Genomic DNA, 22,277 nt, shown 5'->3' on the forward strand with positions numbered 1-22,277 from the left:
GGCGCACCCGGTCCGTTCGCATGTGCGTCGCAGTCCACGAGACCTGACGCGGCTCAGAGCGGTGCCAACGGGCCGGGCCACCGCGGTTGAATGGATGGATGCGCTGGACCACCCGCCCCTCGACGCCCGACGACGCCCCATGGATCGCGGAGCTCCGCGCGGTCGTCATGCGCCCCGACCTCGAGCGCCTCGGCGTCTTCAGCCCCGATCGGGTGCGACAGCGCTTCCTCGACGCGTTCGACCCCGCGCTCACCCGGGTGATCGTGGTCGACGGAGCGGATGCCGGTTCGATCGCCATCCGCCCCGCTTCGGACGGCACCTGGATCGAGCACTTCTACCTCGACGAACTGGTGCAGGGCGCGGGCATAGGTACAGAAGTCCTGACCGCTGTACTCGCCGAGCACGCTCCCCTCCCGTGGCGCATCAACGTCCTGCAGGAGAGCCCCGCCCGCCGCCTCTACGAGCGGCACGGGTTCGTTCTCGACAGCGAGGACGAAGTCGACGTCATCCTGGCGCGTCACGCCTGAACGACGAAGGGGCCGGATGCCTCTCGGCACCCGACCCCTTCAGTTGTCTCGCTTACGCTCCGGCGATGATGTCGGGCCCGGCGGTGATCTCGCCGGCGGCACCGACGCCGACCGCGACGCGGTCTTCGCGGGGGGTCATCTCGAAGGTGAACGCGCCACCCTCGAGGCCGACCTTCACGTGGTCACCGGCGTTGAGCTCGCCGCGCAGGATCCGCTCGCTGAGCTGATCCTCGACCTCGCGCTGCATGGCGCGGCGCAGAGGACGGGCGCCGAGTGTCGGGTCGAACCCGATCTCGATGAGGTGATCCTTGGCGGCATCCGACAGCTCGACCGTCATGTCGCGGTCCAGCAGGCGATCTGCCAGGCGCTTCGTGAACAGTCCGACGATCTGACGGAGCTCGTCCTTGCTCAGCTGCGGGAACACGATGATGTCGTCGAGACGGTTGAGGAACTCGGGCTTGAAGTGCCGCTTGAGCTCTTCGTCGACCTTGCCCTTCATCCGGTCGTACGTCGTCTGCGTGTTGCCCTCGACCTGGAAGCCGACCGGTCCACCGGCGATCGCCGACGAGCCGAGGTTCGTCGTCATGATGATCACGGTGTTCTTGAAGTCGACCACACGGCCCTGGCCATCGGTCAGGCGACCCTCTTCGAGAATCTGCAGGAGCGAGTTGAAGATGTCGGGGTGAGCCTTCTCGATCTCGTCGAACAGGACCACCGAGAACGGCTTGCGCCGCACCTTCTCGGTGAGCTGGCCGCCGTCTTCAAAGCCGACGAATCCGGGAGGGGCACCGAACAGACGCGAGACCGTGTGCTTCTCACCGAACTCCGACATGTCGAGGGAGATCAGGGCGCCCTCGTCGTCGAAGAGGAACTCGGCGAGCGCCTTGGCCAGTTCGGTCTTTCCGACACCCGTGGGGCCGGCGAAGATGAACGAGCCCGACGGGCGGTTCGGGTCCTTGAGTCCGGCGCGCTGGCGACGGATCGTGCGGGAGAGGGCCGCGATGGCCTCCTCCTGACCGATGACGCGCTGGTGCAGGGCCTTCTCCATGAAGACGAGACGGCTGGTCTCCTCTTCGGTGAGCTTGAACACGGGGATGCCGGTGGCCTGGGCCAGGACCTCCGCGATCAGACCCTCGTCGACCACGGCGTGCGACGCGACGTCGCCCGAGCGCCACTGCTTCTCGAGACGGAGACGCTCGGCGAGCAGGGACTTCTCCTCGTCGCGGAGCGATGCGGCCTTCTCGAAGTCCTGCTCCTCGCTGGCGAACTCCTTGTCCTGACGGACCTTGGCGATCTTCTCGTCGAACTCGCGCAGTTCGGGCGGGCTCGAGAGGATCGACAGCCGCAGGCGGGCGCCCGCCTCGTCGATCAGGTCGATCGCCTTGTCGGGGAGGAAGCGGTCGGAGACGTACCGGTCGGACAGGTTCGCCGCGGCGACGATGGCGCCATCGGTGATCTGCACCTTGTGGTGAGCCTCGTACCGGTCGCGCAGCCCCTTCAGGATGTTGATCGCGTGGGGCAGGCTCGGCTCGGCAACCTGGATCGGCTGGAACCGGCGCTCGAGCGCGGCATCCTTCTCGAAGTGCTTGCGGTACTCGTCGAGCGTCGTCGCACCGATCGTCTGCAGCTCGCCGCGAGCGAGGAGCGGCTTCAGGATCGAGGCGGCGTCGATCGCCCCTTCGGCGGCGCCGGCACCCACGAGGGTGTGGATCTCGTCGATGAAGACGATGATGTCGCCGCGGGTGCGGATCTCCTTGGTGACCTTCTTCAGGCGCTCCTCAAAATCACCGCGGTAGCGGGACCCGGCGATGAGCGAGCCGAGGTCGAGCGAGTAGACCTGCTTGTCCTTGAGCGTCTCGGGAACCTCTCCCTTGACGATCGCCTGCGCGAGACCCTCGACGACGGCGGTCTTGCCGACGCCGGGCTCGCCGATGAGGACGGGGTTGTTCTTCGAGCGACGCGACAGGATCTGCATCACGCGCTCGATCTCCTTCTCGCGCCCGATGACGGGGTCGAGCTTGCCGTCGCGCGCAGCCTGCGTGAGATTGCGTCCGAACTGGTCGAGCACGGCCGAGCCGCCCTGAGCGGATGCCTGAGCCTGCTCGCCTGCGCCGCTGGCGACACCGGCGGGCTCCTTGCCCTGGTATCCGCTGAGCAGCTGGATGACCTGCTGGCGGACCTTGTTCAGGTCGGCGCCGAGCTTGACCAGCACCTGTGCGGCGACGCCTTCACCCTCGCGGATGAGGCCGAGCAGGATGTGCTCCGTGCCGATGTAGTTGTGGCCGAGCTGCAGCGCTTCGCGCAGTGACAGCTCGAGGACCTTCTTCGCACGCGGCGTGAACGGGATGTGACCCGTCGGCTGCTGCTGTCCCTGGCCGATAATGTCCTGGACCTGCTCGCGCACGGCATCGAGCGAGATGCCGAGGCTCTCGAGGGCCTTGGCTGCGACGCCTTCGCCCTCGTGGATCAGGCCGAGGAGGATGTGCTCCGTGCCGATGTAATTGTGGTTCAGCATCTTCGCCTCTTCTTGGGCGAGCACCACCACACGACGCGCACGGTCAGTGAATCTCTCGAACATCGTCCCCTCCTCCTGCCGACGCACTGGCGGCGTCTTACGTAGAGGCTAACGACCGGGGGATGCCGGTATGCCCGTGTTCGCCGTGGGCATAGCACCTGGCGCGGAGGTGGGACGCGGCATCCGAGGGGCGCACCACTTGACGATCGCGGACCGCAGCCATAACGTTTGTCGATAACAACGATTTTCGATATGGGGTGATGTCGTGCACGTCAGATGGACAGACTGGACCGGTGCTGCGCTGTACACGGGCATCGCCCTCGTGATCGTCGCGGGCATCGTCGCCCTGCTCGTGTGGGACGCCCGACGCAGGAAGTCGCCGTCGGTGACGCTGGACGTCGTCGCTGCGCTCGCCCGCGTCTGGGTTGCGGCCGTGCTGATCGGCGTCGTCGTCATGATCCTGCAGTGGTCGACGACCGACTGGACGCGGATCGAGGCGCTGCCCGTCTCGGCGGCGTGGCCGGTCTCTCTCCCCTGCGATGAGCCGACCGCTGAGTTCCGCTGGAACACTGCGGCGCTCGAGTGCGCGAGCTTCTCCACCGCCAGCGGCTCCGTCGTCGGAGTGGACGCGGGCCTTCGGACGCTCCTCGCGTCGGGTGCGATCCTGAGTCTGCTCGTCTCGGCTGTCCCCGGTCTGCTCATCGCCGCCATCAGCCAGCGCGCGATCTCAGGTGCTCCGTTCGCCCGGAACGCCGCACGATGGTTCCTGGTCGGCGCCGCGATCGTCCTGGTGGCGGGAACGTTGGGCCCGGTGCTCACCCAGATCGGAGAAGCGCTCGTGGCACAGGCGGTCCTGCCCGCGCCGGGCGGCGATGCTCCGGTGACGGCAGAGAGCGTGGTCGGATTCACCACACCGCTCTGGCCGCTCGGCGTCGCACTCGGCCTGAGCGCGCTGAGCGTCATCTTCCGCCAGGGCGCCCGCCTGCAGCGCGACACCGAAGGATTGGTCTGACATGCCACGCTGGACGTTCATCATCGGAGCAGCGCTCGTCGTGCTGCTGCTCGTGGGCACCGTGATCGCCGTGGTCGTCTCGACCGCCAGGCGCCGAACGAGCAGCGACGACCCCTCAACGGTGGTTCGGGTCACGCAGATCGTGGCAACCGTCTGGGCCGCAGTCGCTTCGATCGGCGCGATCGCGACGGTCGTCATCATCCTCGCCACCCCAGACGTGACGATAACAATGCCCGTCACCTCCTTCTGGCCGGAGCTCCCCTCAGGTGTACTGGGAGGAGGAACTGACGCGGAACGCCTCGGGGGCGGGTTCGACTCCGTCACGCTCACGCTCGCAGGCCTGAGCGCGGGTGCCCGGACGCTGTGGGCGATCAGTCAAGCGCTCGGATGGCTCCTCCCCGGGGCGATCGCGCTCCTCGTCGCCGTTGCGTGCACGCATCTACGAAGGGGACAGGCGTTCGCGCCGGTCGTCGCGCGGGTGACGATGGTCGCTGCGGCGATCGTCGCAGGCGGGGGTGTGCTCACCCAAGTCCTGGGGGACATCGCCGGAAGCATCGCCTCATCGGAGGTCTTCGGCTACTCGACCGCGGTGTGGGGCGATATCCCCGGAGTCGATGACCCCATCGCCGCATGGCTGCCGCAACCCACTGTCCAGATCGTTTTCCCCTTGTGGCCGATCGCCGCTGGCCTCGCGCTCGCCGCGCTCGCGGCGATCTTCCGCTACGGCTCCCGCCTCCAGCACGAGGTGAAGGGGCTGGTGTGATGGCAACCACGACACGGTTCACGGGGGCGCTCGATCTCATCGTCTTCGGCGTCGCGGTCGCGCTCAGCGCCGTCGTGCTCGCAGTCGTCGAGATCGTGGGCATCCTCGCCCCCGCCGGGCCCGCCGTGACGGTCGCCGCCGACGCGGCATCCGATCTGGTGTCGTCGGAGGTCGTCACGGCGGTCACCGTGCGCGCGGCCGAGATCGACCTCGCCGGGAGGCTGTGGCTGATCTCGGCCGAGCTGCTGCTCGCGATCGGAGCGCTGGTGGTCGTCGCCGCTCTCATCCGGATCGCGCTCGCCGTCCGCCGTGAGCAGATCTTCGCGGGCGGAGCGACCCGGGCTCTGACGACAATCGCCGTGACCCTCACGATCATCGGCTTCGCCTGGCCCGTCGTCGACGGCATGGGTCGTCAGCATGCGGTCGAATCGCTCGGCATCCCCTTCGAGACCCTGTCGCTGCCCGACCTGCTCCCGATGGCGCCCGTCCTGTTCGCTGCCATCACGGCCGCCGTCCTGGCGGGCGCCTTCGCCCACGGCGAGCGCCTTCGCCGCGACACCGAGGGGCTCGTGTGAGCCCGGCCGAAGAAGACGAACTCACCGGCATCCACTGCCGACTCGACGAACTGCTCACCGCGCGCGGGATGACGCTCACCCGCCTGTCGGAGATCGTCGGGGTGTCGGTCGTGAACCTCTCAGTGCTGAAGAACGACCGCGCTCGGGCGATCCGGTACTCCACCCTCTCCGCGATCTGCCGGGCACTCGACTGCGAGGTCGGCGAGCTACTGGTCCGGGCCGACTGAGCCTCCTCCCCCGGCACGTCTGGCGGGTGCCGCCCGGGAGAACCCGCCGAAACTGACGGGCGAACGGTCGCGCGAGGGCGCGCGCGTCGCGCGAGGCGCGCGCGTCACGCGAGGGCGGCGCGCACGCGTTCGACGACGCTGCGCCCGAGGTGAGCCCTCGTCACGCGGATCACGGACCAGCCGAGCGACGCCAACGCCTCCTGCCGCAGGATGTCGCGGCTCCACTGGGCAGACTCCCGCAGGTGGTGTTCGCCCTCGTATTCGACCGCGACGCGATGGCTCGGATAGGCGAGATCCGCGACGGCGATGAGCCTCCCTCGGGCGTCGCGGATGACGTGGTTCAGCGCGGGCTCGGGAAGCCCCGCCTGCACGAGATCGAGGCGGCAGCGCGTCTCCCCCGGCGACGCACTCCTCGTGCGGATGAGCGGCAGCGCTTCGCGCAGATGACGGATGCCGACCCGGCGCCCCGATTCGACGGCACCGCGCAGCTCATCGAGCGTCGCCATCGCCCGGGGATCGCCGCGGAACATGGGCTCCCGGACGATCCGGTCGCCCGCGATCACCAGGTCGCCCACGCGGGGGAGGACGGCGGCGAGCATCGCCCAGGTGCTGCTGGGTGACGTCACCGGAAGGCCTGTCGTCGGGTGGGTGACGACGTCCGCTGCCCCCGGCGCGACCTCGTGCCCGCGGACCCCCTCGCGCCGCGGATGCCGCGACGGCGCGAACACGCCCACATCGAGCCGAGCGGCGGCACGCAGCATCCCCGGCGGAATCGGGATGCCCCACACCACGGCGGCCGTGACATGGGTGAAGAACTGGGCGCTCGTCAACACGGACGCGAGCGCTCCGGCCCTGTCCACGATGAGCTGCTCCCGGGCCGCGAGGCCGTGCGCCCCCTCGGCCGGTGGATGACCGGCGAGCACGCGCACCCCGCGGAACGGCGCATCGAGGTCGTTCGCGCGTAGCCGGGATCGGCGGACGCCGGCTGCCGCGGCATCCTTCACCGGGAAGACGGTGCCCAGTTCGGGCGGAAGCGGGGCGCGTTTCACCCCGCCAGTGTCGTCGCGTCACCGCCCCTCACGGCCTCGCCACCCGCCCCCCGCTCCGCTCACCCCCACCGGCCCGCCGTGGGGTGGGGAGGAGCCTTCCCCCGTCGTGAAGGGCGGGTTGCGCTCCCCCGCACCCACCACTGGCGCCGGGCGAAGCGCCGCTATTGCAGCGAGGAGGTCAGCCGCGCGAGGTTGTCGAGCATCATCGAGCGGATCGGGCGCTTGCGCCACTCCTCGATCGTCAGCTCTCGGGAGCGGGAACGGTACTGGTCTTCGACGTCGCGCAGCTGCTCGACGAACTCGCCGCCTCGGACCAGCATGGTCACCTCGAGGTTCAGGCCGAAGGAGCGCATGTCCATGTTGCTCGACCCGACGACCGCGAACTCGTCGTCGATCGACATCGACTTCGAGTGCAGGATGTAGGGCCGCTTGTACATCCAGATCTTCACGCCCGTGCGCAGCAGCTGCTCGTAGTAGCTGCGCTGTGCGTGGTACACCATCGCCTGGTCGCCGACCTCCGAGACGAACAGCTCGACCTCGACCCCGCGATGGCAGGCGGTCTGGATCGCGAGCAGCAGACCCTCGTCGGGCACGAAGTACGGGCTGACCATCACGATCTTCCGCTCGGCCGCGAAGATCAGGCTCATGAACAGCTTCAGGTTGTTCTCGTACTCGAATCCGGGGCCGCTCGGCACCACCTGGCAGTCGAGGTCACCCGAGCCGGGCTTCGTCTCGAGCTCGACCTCGGTGACGAGCGCCTGCCCGGTCTCGCCGTACCAGTCCGAGAGGAACACGGCGTCGATGGAGGCCACCACCGGGCCGTCGATGCGGGTCATCAGGTCGACCCACTGGAGTCCGCGGCGGATGTTGCGCGGCAGGTTGTAGCTGCGGTCGGTGACGTTCTGGGAGCCGAGGAAGGCCACCCGGTTGTCGACCACGACGATCTTGCGGTGGTTGCGCAGGTCGGGCCGCTGGTAGCGCCGCCGGAACGGCTGCACCGGGAGCATGAGGTGCCATTCGACCTTCATCGCGTCGAGCCGCGCGACCGTGTGCTTGTAGAACGGCTTCCACCGGTTCGCCCAGTGATCGAGCAGCACCCGCACTTCGACGCCCCGCGCCGCGGCGCGATCGAGTGCCGCGAAGACCACCTCCGTCGTGGCATCCGCTTGCAGGATGTAGAACTCGACGTGCACGAACTCCTGCGCGGTGTCGATCTCGGCGGCCATGGCTTCGAGGCTGCCCTCGTAGTCGGAGATGATCTGGGCGCCGTTGTCGCCCGCGATCGGCATGGCGCCGAGGTTCTGGTTGAGCCGCACGAGCTGCGAGAACCAGGTCGGCGGGTCGGCGCGCAGCGTGCCGAAGGTGAGGTTCTCCGTCGACGTCCGCAGGAACTCGTTGATCGCCTGCTGCTCTTTGCGCCGCTTGCGAGGCAGCCGCGGGTTGCCGATGAGGAGGAAGAGCAGGATGCCGACGGGCGGGATGAAGTAGATGGCGAGCAGCCACGCGGTCGCCGCGGTGGGCTTGCGGTTCCGCGGCACGATGATGATCGCGAGGATGCGGATCGAGATGTCGAACATCACGAGGAGGACGAGCCACCAGGTCCACGTCCAGTCGAGACTGATGCTGATCACGGGACCCCCAGGATGTTTCGGCCAGCCTAGCGTTCGGGGGTCAGACGGCTGTGTCGTCGCGGGCGCTCAGGCCGCGCTTCTTGCGTTCCTCGGCTTCGACCTTGGAGTACATCTTCCGTTCGTTGCGGTCCATCCGGATGATGCTGCGGAGGACGAACACGAGCAGGGAGAACACGACGATGGTCGGCACGAGGCCCCAGATGACCGACGTCCAGTATTCGTCCATACCCCCATCGTAGGCCGCGCAGACCGGGGCGATGCCCGTGAACGGGCCCTCCTCCCCAGCGGCTCCGACGCCGCCTCTCCCCCGAGACCGGATGCTGCGCCACCACGGCGGCCGCCGGCATCCGACGCTCGACACATGTCGACCGTCGTCACCGCCGCGGATGCCGCGCACTTCCTGTCCCTCGTCCCGCACCTCCTCGGCTACACGCCGACGCGGAGTCTCGTCCTGGTGCCGATGGCATCGGGGCGAAGTCTCGGCGCGATGCGGGTCGATCTGCCTGCGGCGCACGTCGATCCGGATGCCGCCGCGTCGAGCATGATCGGTCTGGTCTGCCGCATCTCGGGCGCCGATGCCGTCGTCGCGGTCGCCTACACCCCGGCGCGCATCGCCCGCGGCCTGCCGACGGCGCGGCTGATCGCCGCGATCGAACGCTCCGCCGACGCGTGCGGCATCGCGGTCAGCGATGCCCTGACCGTCGCTGCGAACGGCTGGGGATCGCACTTCGACCGCGACCTGCCGCCCGGGGGGCGGCCGCTTGCCGACCTCACCGTCCGCACCGCGCCGCCGCCGGGCGATCAGACCTTCGGTGCCGACCTTCCCGAGGTCGCACCGGCTGCCCTCGAGTCCGTCGAGGCGGCCATGACATCGCTCGAGTCGTCGCTGGCGGTGCTGTGCGGCATCCCGGGGCTCGGCCGGATCGACCGCGTCGACCCGGCGGCGCTCGAAGCGGCGTGCGCCCTCGATGACCTCCCGACCTTCTACGAGGACGCGCTCCGGTGGGATGCCACGGCGATCGACCCGATGCGTGCGGCCCTGATGGCCTGGTGCCTCGCCCGGCCGTCGCTGCGCGACATCGGAGTGGTGCAGTGGTCGAGCGACCAGGCGGGCGGCGAACTCGCCGCCCGCGCGCAACTGCGGTGGGAGGAGGGCGAGGAGTATCCGCCCGACCTCGCGTGCGTCATGTGGGGTGAAGGCTCACGACCCGACCCCGACCGCCTGGACGCCGCCCTCGCGCTCGTGAGAGAGGTTGCGGCGCGAAGTCCGGAGCGGCTGCGGGCCGGTGCGCTGGCCACCGCCGCCTGGCTCTCCTGGGCGCTCGGACGCTCGACACACGCCGATCGCTACGCCGATCAGGCCGAGGCGCTCGATCCGAAGAACGGGCTCGCCGAGATCGTCCGCTCGTTCGTACGGCACTCGCACCTGCCCGACTGGGCGTTCGAGCGCTGAACCCGCCGCCGCCAGCGTGCTACTTGACGAGCGGGAAGAGGATCGTCTCGCGGATGCCGAGGCCGGTGATGGCCATCAGCAGGCGGTCGATGCCCATACCCATGCCACCGGTGGGCGGCATGCCGTGCTCGAGCGCGCGCAGGAACTCCTCGTCGACCCTCATCGCCTCGTCGTCGCCGCGTGCGGCGAGCTTCGCCTGCTCGACGAAGCGCTCGCGCTGAATGACGGGGTCGACGAGCTCGGAGTAGCCGGTCGCGAGTTCGAAGCCGCGGATGTAGAGGTCCCACTTCTCGACGACGCCCGTGATCGTGCGGTGCTCGCGCACGAGCGGCGACGTGTCGAGGGGAAAGTCCATGACGAACGTCGGCCGCTCGAGGCCGCCCTTGACGAAGTGCTCCCACAGCTCCTCGACGAGTTTGCCGCGCGTCGCGATCTTCGCCGGCACCTCGACGCCCACCTCGGCCGCGAGCGTCGACAGCTCGTCGAACGTGGTGTCGGGAGTGATCGAGCGCCCGGCGGCATCCGACAACGACTCGTACATCGAGATGCGATCCCACTGCCCGCCGAGGTCGTACTCGGTGCCGTCGGCCCACGTGACGACGGTGGTGCCGGAGACGGCGACGGCCGCCTTCTGGATGAGCTCCTGCGTCAGGTCGGCGATGCCGTTGTAGTCGCTGTAGGCCTGGTAGGCCTCGAGCATTGCGAACTCGGGGCTGTGCGTCGAGTCGGCGCCCTCGTTGCGGAAGTTGCGGTTGATCTCGAAGACGCGATCGATGCCGCCGACCACGGCGCGCTTGAGGAAGAGCTCTGGCGCGATGCGCAGGAAGAGCTCGGTGTCGAATGCGTTCGAGTGCGTCGTGAACGGTCGGGCCGCGGCGCCGCCGTGCTGCACCTGCAGCATGGGCGTCTCGACCTCGAGGAAGCCCTGCTCGTCGAACGTCCGGCGCAGCGAGGCGACCGCCTTGGCGCGGGCGACGACGGTGCTGCGCGCCTGGTCGCGGACGATCAGGTCGAGGTAGCGCGAGCGGACCCGGCTCTCCTCACTCAGCTCCGTGTGCAGGTTGGGCAGCGGCAGCAGCGCCTTCGACGCGATCTGCCAGTCGGTCACCATGATCGAGAGCTCGCCGCGACGGCTCGAGATGATCTGCCCGGTCACCGAGACGTGGTCGCCGAGGTCGACGAGTTCCTTCCACGCCTGCAGCGACTCGTCGCCGACCTCGGCGAGGGAGACCATCGCCTGGATGCGGCTGCCGTCGCCCGACTGGAGAGCGGCGAAGCAGAGCTTCCCGGTGTTGCGGCTGAACACGATGCGACCGGCCACCGAAGCGACGACGCCTGTCTCGTCGCCCGCGGCGAGGTCGGCGTAGCGCTCGCGGAGCGCGGGGATGGTGTCGGTGACGGCGACCGCGACGGGGTACGCGCCACCGGCGGCATCCGTCCGCTCCGACAGGAGCCGCTCGCGCTTGGCGAGGCGGACGGCCTTCTGCTCGATGACGTCCTCTTCGGTCGTCTCAGCGGGCACGGGCGCAGACGCGTCGGTCATGACAGGGGGCTCCTCGGGGATTCGACCCTTCAGTCTACCGAGGGCGCGGCGCCGGCCCGCCGGGGGCAGGCCAGGCGCAGCACCCGGGCCCCCTCGCGACCGGGATCAGCGTCGCGGAGTCCATCCGGGCGGCAGCGGCCTGCCGCCGTGGGCGCTGTCGGCGGCCGCCGACCAGCCTTGCGCGGCGTCGACGGCGTCGAACCCGCCCCGGGCGATCCGGAACCCGACATCGTCGTGATGCATCCGAGGCCCGCCGCCGCGGCGCACTCCGGCGCGGACGCTCCAGGCATCGTCGGCGAAGCCGCCGCCACGGAACACGCGGTAGTCGTCGTACCGCTCCGGGTCGAGGAAATCCCAGCACCACTCCCACACGTTGCCGAGGGTGTCGAACAGGCCGTTCAGATTCGGATGCTTGCCGCCCACGTCCTGCGGGGCGCTCACCCCGTCTGCCGCCGTCCATGCGACATCGGCGAGCGGCCCGTACTGCGGGGTCGTCGATCCGGCACGGCAGGCGAACTCCCACTCCGCCTCCGTCGGCAGGCGGAATCCGTCGCTGTCGACGTGCCACCGCACCTCTTCGCCGTCGACGGCGTAGGCGGGGTCGACGCCCTCCCACTCCGACAGCGCGTTGCAGAATCGCACCGCGCGCAGCCAGCTGAGCCCCACGGCAGGGCGACGCGGGTGCGAAGCCATCACGCCGATGACCTCGCCGAGCTGTTCCTCGGTCACCGGGTACACGCCGATCTCGAAGGGCTCGAGTGCGACGGTTCGCCGCGTGCCGCGTCGGGCGTCGTGGAGCATGACGCTGCCGCCGTCGATGCGGGCGAGCTCGACGTCGCTCACAGCGGAGAAGGGTCGCCGCCGGCGACGCTGAGTGCCCGGTCGACCGCGGTGTGCATCAGCGCCGACAGGTACCGGCCGGGGTGTTCGACGCCGGCGCTGACGAGCAGCTCCGACGACTGCCGGACGATGGATGCCGAGAACTCGGTCGCCGTGGCGATCGCCTCGCCGTAGGCGGCACGGTCGGCATCGGCCACGACGACCGGCTCGCATCCCATCTCCACGGCGAGCGCCTGGGCGATGGGCAGGACGGCGGCCGGAGCGGTCACGGCGGCGTACGCGTCCCGAAGCGCACGCAGATCGGTCGACGATCCGGTGAAGGCGATCGCCGGGTGGATCGCCAGCGGGATCGCCCCCTTGGCAGCCGCGGGCGCGAGCACGCTGATCCCGTGGGCCGCGTCGGTGTGCACGATGAGCTGGCCGACCTGCCAGGCGCCGAGATCCGCGAGCCCCGCGACGAGGCTCGGAAGCTCGTCGTGCGGCACGGCGATGATCACCAGCTCGCTGCGCCGAGCGACCTCGTCGGCGGTGAGCGTCGGGACGCCGGGCAGGATCGCACCGACCCGGTCGGCATCCGATCCCGCGGTGATCCCCGTGAGGGCGTGACCCGCCCCGGCGAGCGCCGCCGCGACGACCGGGCCGACACGGCCCGCGCCGATCACGCCGACGCCGAGCCGGCCATCACGACTCACGGGCGGTCCCGCTCGTCGGGGTTCCCGTCCGTCGGCGGGGCGGCAGGTGCGATGGTGTCGTCGCGACGAACCTGGGGCTCGGCGACCGGCGCGAGCGCGGGTTCGGCAGCCTGGGCCGGTGAGGTCTGACCCCACTCGATGTCGACGTTGCCCTCCGGGGCGAACGCGAGCCGGATGTCGCCCGTCTGGTCCCAGTCCTCGTCGCCGTCCGACGACGAGGCGACCACGGCGGCGTCGGTCGCACCGCGCCACAGCGTCAGCGCGTCGCGGTGGTCGAGCGCGCTGATCGCTCCGGAGACCGGGCCGAGCACGGTGTGTCCGGTGACGCTCGCGAGCCCGAAGGCCCGATCGATCGGACCCTGATCCACGCGCACCGACTGCAGGCGGGCGAGGGGCAGGATGACGAGCTTCGGCCAGATGCGCCCCCGGCGCAGGAGCAGCGCGGCGCGCTCGAGGCGGAACCCGTTGCGCGGCTGCGAGAAGGGCAGGTACCAGCGTGCGCGGCGCGGAGAGACGGTGAACCCGTCGCCCGCCGCTGCCGGGCCTAGCCCGGCCTGCAGCAGGGCCGCGTCGACCTCGACGGCGGGCAGCAGAAGCCGTAGCACGCGCTCGACGTCGTCGCGGGTGCCGATCGGCAGCACGTCGGCGAACTGCGTCGTCGACGTGTCGGTCGCCGCGCGGCCCGAGAGACGGTTGACGCGGATGCGCCACCACCCGCCCAGCCGCCACAGCACCGGCTGGCGCACGTCGACGGCGTGGATTCGCCCGGGCGGCAGGGTCTCGGTGACCGTCGTGAGCAGGCCGAAGGTGACGCGCACCCCGGCCGAGGTGGGCGCGATCGAGTACCGGACCGTCTTGATGAACTGCCGCACCGTGTACGCACCGAAACCGATCGCGGCCGGGATGGACGCACCGAGAGCGGGGATCAGCCAGATGGGCTGCAGCGCCAGACCGATCACGGCGGCGATGATGATCGCGATGAGCCAGATCGTCGACCCCGACAGCAGGTTCGCGAGGATCAGCCGGCCGATCGGCACCCGGACGATGGATGCCGGCTCGACCTCGTCTTCGTCGACCCCGTCGACGATCTCGGTGATGCCGGCGCCGATGCGGCGCGCGGCGGCCGAGGCGGCGGAGGATGCCGGTGCGGCAGCCTCGCGGCGGGCTGCGGCTTCGGCGCGCTGCCGACCGGAGGCAAGGCGGAGGATGTCGCCGCGGATGGTCTCGGCGTTCGACGTGGAGAGGTACTCGAGCCGCACGTTCGCGTCGAGCCCGGCGCCGACGACCTCGAGCTTCGCGAGACCGACGAGGCGGGCGAGGGCCGGACGCGTCAGGTTCACGCCCTGCACCCGGTCGAGGGGCGCCCGTCGGTGGGTGCGGAACAGCACCCCGCTGCGCACCTCGACGTCGTCGCCGGTGATGCGGAACGTGTGGAAGCGCCACGAGACGGCGAACAGCACGATGACCACGATGATCACGCCGAGGACGGCGAGGATCGCCGGCACCACGAAGTCGTTCTCGACCAGGATGTCGACCGGGTTCCCCTCGTCGTAGTAGACATCCGACGGCAGAAACCAGCCGATGATCCGGTCGCGGAGGTTCGCGATCAGGATGCCGAGCACGACGAGGAGCGTGAGGCCGCCGCGCAGAAGCGGCGACAGCGGATGCATCCGATGCCATTCGCCGTCGGCGAGACCCGAGCGCACCCGGGTCTGGGGAGGCGCGGTGCTCACCGGAAGGTCGTCGCTCACAGGCCGGTCCGCCGGGTCTCGGCGACCTCGATGAGGGTGTCGCGGAGCTTCTCGGCTGCCGCCTGCGGCAGGCCCGGGATCGTGACGCCGGTCGAGGCCGCCGCGGTCACGAGCTTGAGCTGCGCGATGCCCAGGCCGCGATCGAGCGGGCCGTGGGTGATGTCGACGAGCTGCAGACGTCCGTAGGGCACGGCGACCATGCGCTGCCACAGGATGCCGCGACGGAACACGAGGTCGTCTTCGCGCAGCTGGTAGCCGACGGAGCGCGCCTGCCGCGGGGTGACGATCAGGACGAACAGGACGATGACGCCGATCACCAGTGCCGGGATCCAGACCCATTCCTGCTCGAACACGTACGTTCCCACGATGTAGCCGGCGGCGATGAGGGCGAGCAGGAAGACGTTGCCGACGACCTGGCCGATCACGTAGCGCCGGGAGATCTGGTACCAGGTGCCGTCGCCGAGGGGCAGGCGGTTGGCGCTGCGCGGCTCGATGATGCGGTCGTAGGCCCCGGTGGTGAAGGCCTGCTCGTCCGCGACCTCAGTCGAGGTGGGAGAGACCGAATCCGGGTTGGTCTGGTCCGGGCTGCTCGTCATCGTCGTCCTTCCGAATGGTGCACAGGTACTCGGCGAAGAGGGCGGCTGCCACGAGGACGAGCCCGCTGAGAAGTGCGGCGATCACCGCACCCGTCGAGCCTAGCGAGGGCGACGCCGGGCGCGTGAACACGAACAGGACGAGGCCTCCGGCGAAACCGGTGACCAGGGCGCCGACGATGCTCGAGGCCTTCGCGAGCATCGCGACGCGCAACGCACGGAAGGGATCGACCGGCGACGCCTTCCCGAGGGTCGCGCGGCGCACCGGGATGGCGGCTGCGACGACGGCGGCGGCCAGGGCGATCAGGAAGATCGGGAGGAAGGGGGACGGCAGGAAGGTCGGCTGGCCGGAGGCGGTCAGCAGGTGATCGACGATGAAGCCGGCGCCGCCGGCGACGAGGGCGGAGATGATCAGACCGAGCGGGCTCGTGCGGTTCACGGCTCTTCTCCGCGGAGGGCGGCGAGCAGGTCGGCGACCGGGCCGGCGCCGGGGATGACGGCATCCGGATCGACACTCAGCCAGGGCACGAGCACGAACTCCCGCTCGTGTGCGCGCGGGTGCGGCAGCACGAGGCCGGGAGTGTCGGCGCGGACGTCACCGTGGGCGATGAGGTCGAGGTCGAGGGTGCGACTCCCCCAGCGCTCTCGCCGCTCGCGCCCGTGGCGCGCCTCGATCGCGTGGAGGTAGCCGAGGAGCACCGTCGGGGCGAGGCGTGTGTCGACGAGCACCACGGAGTTCAGGTATCGAGGTGCCGACTCGTCGATGCCCTCCGCCGTCACCGCGACCGACTCGACAGCCCTTGCGGTCGCGACGACGCTCGTCATCGGGAGCCGGCCGATGTCGGCGACGGCTTCGGTCATGGTCGCGGCGCGATCGCCGAGGTTGGCGCCGAGCGCGATGACGGCGCGACGGGGCGCTGCCGGCGTCCGGGGCTCCGGTTCGCCGAGGCGCTCGGTCAGTCGACGGCTCATGCGTTCTCCCGGTGGCGGCGGATCGTGACCGTGACGTCGGCGAAGGGCACCTCGATCGGCGCGCTCGGCTTGTGGATCGTGACCGTCACGCCGTCGACGATCGGCCACGCCAGTGCGGCGGTGGCGATGCGCTCGGCGACGGTCTCGACGAGATTGGCCGGCTCGCCCGACAAGATCGCGGCGACCTGTTCGGCGAGCTCGCCGTAGTGCACGGTGTCGAGCACGTCGTCGCTCTTCGCGGCCGCCCGCGTCGACAGCGACAGCGTGACGTCGGCGATGAACTCCTGCCCCTCGCGGCGCTCATGAGCGTAGACGCCGTGATATCCGAACGCGCGGATTCCGGTGACCGTGATCTCGTCGCTCATGCCTCGCCCTCCCAGGCGTCCCGCACCGCGAGCGCGACGCGGGTCGCGACGACGTCGTGCACACGCACGGCCCACACCCCGCTCTGCGCCGCGAGCACGCTCGTGACCGCGGTCGCGAGATCGAGGGATGCCTCGCCCGCCACGTCGATGCCCGCTCGAGCGCCGGCGACCGCCAGCATCCGCTTCCGGCTCGTGCCGATGAGCACACGGTGCCCACCCTCAGCGAGACCGCGGAGACCCCGCACGAGCGCCCAGTTGTCCTCGGGCGTCTTGCCGAAGCCGAACCCGGGGTCGACGATGATGCGTTCATCCGGGATGCCGGCGGCGCGGGCCGCGGCGATGCGGAGACCGAGCTCGGCGATGACCTCCACCACGATGTCGGAGTAGCGGGCGCCGGCGTACATGTCCTTCGAGTGACCGCGCCAGTGCTGCAGGACGACGTCGGCCTCGGTGTCCGCGACGGCGGCGAGGAGCTCCGGATCGGCGAGGCCGCCCGAGACGTCGTTGACGATTCGCGCGCCGGCCGCGATCGCCGCGGCGGCGGTGGTGGAGTTCATCGTGTCGATGCTGATGAGGGCGCCCGCTCCGGCGAGGCGTTCGATCACGGGGATGACCCGGTCGTACTCGTCGCGCGGGGTGATGCGCTCGGCGCCCGGGCGGGTGGACTCGCCGCCGATGTCGAGGATGTCGGCGCCGTCGACGCGGAGCCGCTCGCCGTGGGCGACGGCATCGTCGTGGTCGGCGAACCGGCCGCCGTCGCTGAACGAGTCGGGGGTGACGTTGACGACGCCCATCACGAGGGTCGTCACGCCGCACCTCCGGTGAGGAGGGCGATGACCTCGGCGCGGGCCGCCGGCTCGCGGAACTCGCCGCGCGCGGCGATCGTCACGGTCGACGTCGAGGGCTGGCGGCCGCCGCGCATCGTGACGCACTCGTGCTCGGCGTCGAGCACGACGAGCACGCCGCGCGTGTCGATCGAGCCGTCGATCGCGTCGGCGATCTGCTCTCCCAGCCGTTCCTGCACCTGCGGACGCGCCGCGAGGATGTCGATCACCCGGGGCAGCGCGCCGAGCCCGATGACCTGTTCACCCGGGAGATAGGCCACGTGCGCGCGCCCGACGAAGGGCAGCAGGTGATGCTCGCACACCGACCGGAAGCGGATGTCGCGGAGCATCACCGCACCCGACGGGAGCGTGTCGGGCGCGGGCCCACGGGAGACTGAGATGGTGTGGGCGAGCGGCGCCGCGGCATCCTCCCCCACTCCGGCGAAGAACTCCGCGTACGTCTCGGCCACGCGTTCAGGGGTCGCCCGAAGACCCGGCCGGTCGGGATCTTCCCCGATGGCCTGCAGGAGTTCGCGCACGAGGTGGGCGACGCGCTCGCGGTCGACCGCCATGCGCCAGCCCCTACGCCGTCGCGGGGCGGGCCTGGCCCGTCGGACGCCGAACGGCGGCCGACTCGGCTGCTTGCGGTTCAGCCTCGACCGAGGCGGCGACCGGCGCCTGCTCGGCGCGACGCGGCACGTCGACCGGCGGCAGCGTCGACACGGGCCGCTCGCTGCTCGACAGCCACTGCGGGCGCGGCGGGAGCTTGGTGATGTCGGAGAAGATCTCGGCGAGCTCGAGGTGGTCGAGCGTCTCCTTCTCGAGCAGCGCCAGCGCGAGCTTGTCGAGGACGTCGCGGTTCGCGTTCAGCACCTCGTAGGCCTCGTTGTGCGCCTGCTCGATGAGCGCGCGCACCTGGGCGTCGATCCGCTCCGCGACGCGCTCGCTGAAGTCGCGGCCGTGACCCATGTCGCGGCCCATGAAGACCTCACCCGACGATGACCCGAGCTTGACCGGTCCGACGTCGGTGGTCATGCCGTACTCGGTGACCATCTTGCGGGCGATGTCGGTCGCCTTCTCGATGTCGTTGCTCGCGCCGGTGGTCGGGTCGTGGAAGACGATCTCCTCGGCGACGCGGCCGCCCATGGCGTAGGTCAGCTGGTCCTGGAGCTCGTTGCGGGTGATCGAGTACTTGTCGTCGATCGGGAGCACCATCGTGTAGCCGAGCGCCTTGCCGCGGGGAAGGATCGTGACCTTCGTCACCGGGTCGGTGTTGTTCATCGCGGCGGCAGCCAGCGCGTGGCCGCCCTCGTGGTACGCCGTGATGAGCTTCTCCTTGTCGCGCATCACGCGAGTGCGACGCTGCGGACCGGCGATGACGCGGTCGATCGCCTCGTCGAGCGCGCGCATGTCGATGAGCTGCGCATTCGAGCGCGCCGTGAGCAGCGCGGCCTCGTTGAGCACGTTCGCGAGGTCGGCACCGGTGAACCCGGGCGTCTTGCGCGCGATGATCGCGAGGTCGACCGACGGCGAGAGCGGCTTGCCGCGCCCGTGGACCTCGAGGATGCGCTGACGCCCCTTCAGGTCGGGGGCGTCGACGCCGATCTGGCGGTCGAAGCGGCCCGGACGCAGCAGGGCCGGGTCGAGGATGTCGGGGCGGTTGGTGGCCGCGATGACGAGCACCGACACCTTGGGGTCGAAGCCGTCCATCTCGACGAGCATCTGGTTGAGCGTCTGCTCGCGCTCGTCGTGACCGCCGCCCATGCCGGCGCCGCGGTGGCGACCGACGGCGTCGATCTCGTCGATGAAGATGATGGCGGGAGAATTCTCCTTGGCCTGCGTGAACAGGTCGCGTACGCGGCTCGCGCCGACACCCACGAACATCTCGACGAAGTCCGAACCCGAGATCGCGTAGAACGGGACGCCTGCCTCGCCGGCGACGGCGCGGGCGAGAAGGGTCTTGCCGGTTCCGGGAGGGCCGTACAGCAGCACGCCCTTCGGGATGCGGGCGCCCACGGCCTGGAACTTGGCCGGGTCGCGCAGGAAGTCCTTGATCTCCTGCATCTCCTCGATCGCCTCGTCGGAGCCGGCGACGTCGGCGAACGTGACGGTGGGAGTCTCCTTGGTCACGAGCTTCGCGCGCGACTTGCCGAACTGCATCACCCGGCTGCCACCGCCCTGCGCGCTCGACATGAGCCACCAGAACAGGAGGCCGAGGAGCAGGATCGGCAGGAGGATCGAGATCAGGCTGCTGAACCAGCTCGTCCGCGGCACGACGTCGTTGAAGCCGTCCTTGGGCGCCGCAGCGTCGACGGCGGCGACGACCTCGTCGCCACGGGGCTCGACGTAGTAGAACTGCGCCGTCGTCGACCCGTCGAACGGTTCGGACAGCGTCAGGTCGACCCGCCGGTCACCGTCGGTCATCGTCACCTCGGTGACGGTGTCGCCCTTCAGCAACTCGAGACCCTCTTGCGTGGTGATCTGCTTGACGCCGGTGAGGCTCGAGATGAGAGTCATCCCGAGGATCAGCAGCACGACGACGAGCAACACGTACACGACGGGGTTGCGCGAGAGCTTCTTGACGTTCATGGTGCGATCAGGCTACCCCGCGGGGGCTATGCCGCGTCTGGGATTCGCCCAAGGCGTACGCCTGCGCGGCGCCGGGCGGCGAGCGCCGGCATCCGCTGGTCAGGAATAGACGTGCGGGGCCAGCACGGCGACGTCGCGGAGGTTGCGGTACTTCTCGGCGAAGTCGAGGCCGTAGCCGACGACGAACTCCACCGGGATGTCGAAGCCGACGTAGCGGGAGTGGATCTCGACCTTGGCGGCCTCGGGCTTGCGGAGCAGGGCCAGCACCTCGATCGAGGCGGCTCCGCGCGACGCGAAGTTCTCGAGCAGCCAGCTCAGCGTGAGGCCCGAATCGATGATGTCCTCGACGATCAGCACGTGCTTGCCGGAGATGTCGGTGTCGAGGTCTTTCCGGATCTGAACGACTCCGCTCGACTTGGTACCGGCGCCGTACGACGACACGGCCATCCAATCCATCTCGATGTCGCGCTTGAGGGCGCGCGCGAAGTCGGCCATGACCATGACGGCGCCCTTGAGCACGCCCACGAGCAGCAGGTCCTTGCCCTCGTAGTCGGACTCGACACGGCGGGCGAGCTCTTCGAGCTTGGCCTGGATCTCCTCCTCGGTGACGAGGACATCGGTGAGCTGATCGGCGATCTCGGCGGCGCGCATTGCTGAAGTCTAGATACCCGATCCGGATGCCGTGAACTCGATCGCCCGCCCCGATCGCCGCGCCGTGCACCCGGGGAGATCGATCGGGCCCTGCCCCGACCAGTCGGTGACGAGCCGGGCCACCTCGAGGGTCTGGCTGCGGGTGAGGGAGACGTGGAACTCGCTCGCGACGACGTGCCGGATGATCCGGTGACGGAGGGCGGGCGGGTTGGCGGCGAGCGCGGCGACCGACACCGCGATGCCGGCCTCCGCGGGCTCGACGATGTCCTCGATGACCTCGTCGATCATCTCGGCGAACGCGTCGGCGTCTTCGCGCAGCTGCGTCGCGGTGCGGGCGAGGGCTTCGGCGATGCCGGGGCCGAGCTCGGCTTCGAGGGTCGGCAGGACGGTCTCGCGCACGCGCACGCGGGTGAACCGGTGCTCGCTGTTGTGCGGATCGGTCCAGGGCTGGAGGCCCTCGGCGGCGCACGCGGCGACGGTCGTCACACGCCGCACGTCGAGGAGGGGCCGCAGCAGCGGCACGCCGCCCAGGTCGATCTGCGGCGCCATGCCGGCGAGGCTGGTGCCCCCCGAGCCGCGGGCGAGCCCGAGCAGCACGGTCTCGGCCTGATCGTCGAGGGTGTGCCCGACGAGCACGGCCGCGGCGCCGGCGTCGCGCGCGGCATCGCGGAGCACCCGGTAGCGGGCGTCTCGGGCCGCGGCTTCGAGCCCGTCCGGCGCGGCGGAGGCGCCTGCGAGATCGACCCGGACGACCAGGGCGTCGAGGCCGAGCCCCGTCGCGACCCGAGCGGCCTCGGCGGCGATCTCTGCCGAGCCGCCTTGCAGCCCGTGGTCGACGGTCACCGAGGCGGGGCGGATGCCGAGCCGGCGGGCCTCGAAGGCGGTCGCCGCCGCGAGGGCGAGCGAGTCGGCGCCTCCCGAGAGCCCCACGACGACGACCGACCCGGGGGCGAGCGGCGAGAGGGCGGCGCGGACGGCGCGGCGCACCTCGGCGACCGCGGGATTCAGTGACGGCACGCCCCCACCGTATCCGGCGACCCGGGCGGCATCCGCTCGCGCTTCGGCGGGGCAGACCCGCGCCAGTAGGCTGGTGCCGCAAACTTCACCCCTTCGAAGGAGTACAGGTATGGGCGCGTACGACGCCGTCATCGAGATCCCGCGCAACAGCAAGATAAAGTACGAGGTCGACCACGGCACCGGCCGTGTCTTCCTCGACCGCATCCTGTTCACGCCGATGGGGTACCCCGCCAACTACGGCTTCTTCGAGAACACCCTCGGCGAGGACGGCGACCCGCTCGATGTGCTCGTGCTGCTCGACCATGACCTGGCACCCGGCATCCTCGCGAAGGTGCGCCCCGTCGGCGTGCTCAAGATGTCCGACGAGGCCGGCGGCGACGACAAGGTCGTGGCAGTGCTCGCGAAGGACCCGCGCTGGAGCCACATCCAGGACGTCGCCGACATCGACGACTGGACGAAGAACGAGATCAACCACTTCTTCGAGCACTACAAGGACCTCGAGCCCGGCAAGTGGGTCAAGGTCGACGAGTGGGCGGATGCCACCGAGGCCGAGCGCCTGGTGACCGAGGCCTTCGAGCGCTTCGCCGAGCACGAGGGTCAGACGAAGACCCAGGGTGAGGGCGAGTCGCCGAACACGCTCTGAGCGCGAATCGAGAAGAGGGTCGGATGCCACGCGGCATCCGACCCT

The 22,277-nt window shown here is 70.2% G+C and carries 24 protein-coding genes; 7 read left to right on the forward strand and 17 right to left on the reverse strand.

Annotation, left to right across the window (positions count from 1 at the left end; all coding sequences use genetic code 11):
- Positions 1 to 98: 98 nt before the first annotated feature.
- The gene (locus ACJJV7_RS02690) at positions 99 to 527 is read left to right on the forward strand and encodes a GNAT family N-acetyltransferase (RefSeq protein ID WP_405372161.1); all 429 of its coding nucleotides are present in this window, start codon (positions 99 to 101) and stop codon (positions 525 to 527) included.
- Between the two features lie 52 nt (positions 528 to 579).
- Here the strand turns inward: ACJJV7_RS02690 and ACJJV7_RS02695 are convergent, their stop codons facing one another.
- Complete coding sequence (locus ACJJV7_RS02695; RefSeq protein ID WP_405372163.1) at positions 580 to 3,105, reverse strand: ATP-dependent Clp protease ATP-binding subunit; 2,526 nt, start codon at positions 3,103 to 3,105, stop codon at positions 580 to 582.
- Between the two features lie 202 nt (positions 3,106 to 3,307).
- Here ACJJV7_RS02695 and ACJJV7_RS02700 point away from each other — a divergent pair, with 202 nt between their 5' ends.
- Genes ACJJV7_RS02700 through ACJJV7_RS02715 form a run of 4 tightly spaced genes read left to right on the forward strand, consistent with a single transcriptional unit; the run spans position 3,308 to position 5,619 of the window.
- Positions 3,308 to 4,054: a hypothetical protein gene (locus tag ACJJV7_RS02700; RefSeq protein ID WP_405372164.1), complete on the forward strand. Its 747-nt coding sequence runs from the start codon at positions 3,308 to 3,310 to the stop codon at positions 4,052 to 4,054.
- A 1-nt stretch (position 4,055) separates the two neighbouring features.
- Entirely contained in the window at positions 4,056 to 4,817 is a 762-nt protein-coding gene (locus ACJJV7_RS02705; RefSeq protein ID WP_405372166.1) for a hypothetical protein, read from the forward strand.
- On the forward strand, positions 4,817 to 5,392 hold the full coding sequence (locus tag ACJJV7_RS02710; RefSeq protein ID WP_405372168.1) for a hypothetical protein: 576 nt from the start codon (positions 4,817 to 4,819) through the stop codon (positions 5,390 to 5,392). Before ACJJV7_RS02705 ends, ACJJV7_RS02710 begins: the two co-directional genes overlap by 1 nt.
- Positions 5,389 to 5,619, forward strand: a complete 231-nt coding sequence (locus ACJJV7_RS02715; protein ID WP_405372169.1) for a helix-turn-helix domain-containing protein — start codon at positions 5,389 to 5,391, stop codon at positions 5,617 to 5,619. Before ACJJV7_RS02710 ends, ACJJV7_RS02715 begins: the two co-directional genes overlap by 4 nt.
- Before the next feature lie 104 nt (positions 5,620 to 5,723).
- On the opposite strand, the gene ACJJV7_RS02720 is transcribed toward ACJJV7_RS02715, so the two are convergent.
- The 3 genes from ACJJV7_RS02720 to ACJJV7_RS02730 form a co-directional block, all read right to left on the reverse strand.
- On the reverse strand, positions 5,724 to 6,668 hold the full coding sequence (locus ACJJV7_RS02720; protein WP_405372171.1) for an endonuclease domain-containing protein: 945 nt from the start codon (positions 6,666 to 6,668) through the stop codon (positions 5,724 to 5,726).
- Positions 6,669 to 6,829: 161 nt separating this feature from the next.
- Positions 6,830 to 8,299 (reverse strand): cardiolipin synthase, encoded by a 1,470-nt coding sequence (gene cls, locus ACJJV7_RS02725; protein WP_405372184.1) that lies wholly within the window; start codon positions 8,297 to 8,299, stop codon positions 6,830 to 6,832.
- 40 nt (positions 8,300 to 8,339) lie between these two features.
- Complete coding sequence (locus tag ACJJV7_RS02730; RefSeq protein WP_405372186.1) at positions 8,340 to 8,525, reverse strand: hypothetical protein; 186 nt, start codon at positions 8,523 to 8,525, stop codon at positions 8,340 to 8,342.
- Between the two features lie 135 nt (positions 8,526 to 8,660).
- On the opposite strand from ACJJV7_RS02730, the gene ACJJV7_RS02735 reads away from it, so the two are divergent.
- Positions 8,661 to 9,752 carry a DUF4192 family protein gene (locus tag ACJJV7_RS02735; RefSeq protein ID WP_405372187.1) on the forward strand — a complete coding sequence of 364 codons (1,092 nt, stop codon included), beginning with the start codon at positions 8,661 to 8,663 and terminating at the stop codon, positions 9,750 to 9,752.
- 19 nt (positions 9,753 to 9,771) lie between these two features.
- On the opposite strand, the gene lysS is transcribed toward ACJJV7_RS02735, so the two are convergent.
- The 13 genes from lysS to tilS form a co-directional block, all read right to left on the reverse strand.
- Positions 9,772 to 11,295 carry a lysine--tRNA ligase gene (gene lysS, locus ACJJV7_RS02740; RefSeq protein ID WP_405372188.1) on the reverse strand — a complete coding sequence of 508 codons (1,524 nt, stop codon included), beginning with the start codon at positions 11,293 to 11,295 and terminating at the stop codon, positions 9,772 to 9,774.
- Positions 11,296 to 11,400: 105 nt separating this feature from the next.
- Positions 11,401 to 12,138 carry a formylglycine-generating enzyme family protein gene (locus ACJJV7_RS02745; RefSeq protein WP_405372190.1) on the reverse strand — a complete coding sequence of 246 codons (738 nt, stop codon included), beginning with the start codon at positions 12,136 to 12,138 and terminating at the stop codon, positions 11,401 to 11,403.
- Positions 12,135 to 12,827, reverse strand: coding sequence for a DUF2520 domain-containing protein (locus ACJJV7_RS02750; RefSeq protein ID WP_405372192.1), 693 nt, complete (start codon positions 12,825 to 12,827; stop codon positions 12,135 to 12,137). The genes ACJJV7_RS02745 and ACJJV7_RS02750 overlap by 4 nt, the downstream gene beginning before the upstream one ends.
- On the reverse strand, positions 12,824 to 14,560 hold the full coding sequence (locus ACJJV7_RS02755) for a PH domain-containing protein (protein WP_405467809.1): 1,737 nt from the start codon (positions 14,558 to 14,560) through the stop codon (positions 12,824 to 12,826). The genes ACJJV7_RS02750 and ACJJV7_RS02755 overlap by 4 nt, the downstream gene beginning before the upstream one ends.
- A 14-nt stretch (positions 14,561 to 14,574) precedes the next feature.
- Positions 14,575 to 15,174, reverse strand: coding sequence for a PH domain-containing protein (locus ACJJV7_RS02760; RefSeq protein ID WP_405372196.1), 600 nt, complete (start codon positions 15,172 to 15,174; stop codon positions 14,575 to 14,577).
- Positions 15,119 to 15,610 (reverse strand): DUF3180 domain-containing protein, encoded by a 492-nt coding sequence (locus tag ACJJV7_RS02765; RefSeq protein WP_405372197.1) that lies wholly within the window; start codon positions 15,608 to 15,610, stop codon positions 15,119 to 15,121. Before ACJJV7_RS02765 ends, ACJJV7_RS02760 begins: the two co-directional genes overlap by 56 nt.
- Entirely contained in the window at positions 15,607 to 16,143 is a 537-nt protein-coding gene (folK, locus tag ACJJV7_RS02770) for a 2-amino-4-hydroxy-6-hydroxymethyldihydropteridine diphosphokinase (RefSeq protein WP_405372199.1), read from the reverse strand. Before folK ends, ACJJV7_RS02765 begins: the two co-directional genes overlap by 4 nt.
- Positions 16,140 to 16,508 (reverse strand): dihydroneopterin aldolase, encoded by a 369-nt coding sequence (folB, locus tag ACJJV7_RS02775; RefSeq protein WP_405372201.1) that lies wholly within the window; start codon positions 16,506 to 16,508, stop codon positions 16,140 to 16,142. The genes folK and folB overlap by 4 nt, the downstream gene beginning before the upstream one ends.
- Positions 16,505 to 17,302 (reverse strand): dihydropteroate synthase, encoded by a 798-nt coding sequence (gene folP / locus ACJJV7_RS02780; RefSeq protein ID WP_405372254.1) that lies wholly within the window; start codon positions 17,300 to 17,302, stop codon positions 16,505 to 16,507. The genes folB and folP overlap by 4 nt, the downstream gene beginning before the upstream one ends.
- A gap of 11 nt (positions 17,303 to 17,313) precedes the next feature.
- Positions 17,314 to 17,904 (reverse strand): GTP cyclohydrolase I, encoded by a 591-nt coding sequence (folE, locus tag ACJJV7_RS02785; RefSeq protein ID WP_405372203.1) that lies wholly within the window; start codon positions 17,902 to 17,904, stop codon positions 17,314 to 17,316.
- 10 nt (positions 17,905 to 17,914) lie between these two features.
- Positions 17,915 to 19,921, reverse strand: a complete 2,007-nt coding sequence (gene ftsH, locus ACJJV7_RS02790) for an ATP-dependent zinc metalloprotease FtsH (RefSeq protein WP_405372206.1) — start codon at positions 19,919 to 19,921, stop codon at positions 17,915 to 17,917.
- 99 nt (positions 19,922 to 20,020) lie between these two features.
- Positions 20,021 to 20,572, reverse strand: a complete 552-nt coding sequence (hpt, locus tag ACJJV7_RS02795) for a hypoxanthine phosphoribosyltransferase (protein WP_405372208.1) — start codon at positions 20,570 to 20,572, stop codon at positions 20,021 to 20,023.
- Positions 20,573 to 20,581: 9 nt separating this feature from the next.
- Entirely contained in the window at positions 20,582 to 21,589 is a 1,008-nt protein-coding gene (gene tilS / locus ACJJV7_RS02800; RefSeq protein ID WP_405372210.1) for a tRNA lysidine(34) synthetase TilS, read from the reverse strand.
- Between the two features lie 109 nt (positions 21,590 to 21,698).
- On the opposite strand from tilS, the gene ppa reads away from it, so the two are divergent.
- On the forward strand, positions 21,699 to 22,232 hold the full coding sequence (gene ppa, locus ACJJV7_RS02805) for an inorganic diphosphatase (RefSeq protein WP_405372212.1): 534 nt from the start codon (positions 21,699 to 21,701) through the stop codon (positions 22,230 to 22,232).
- Positions 22,233 to 22,277 lie beyond the last annotated feature (45 nt).

This window comes from Microbacterium sp. Ld4 (assembly GCF_045066555.1).
GTDB lineage: Bacteria > Actinomycetota > Actinomycetes > Actinomycetales > Microbacteriaceae > Microbacterium.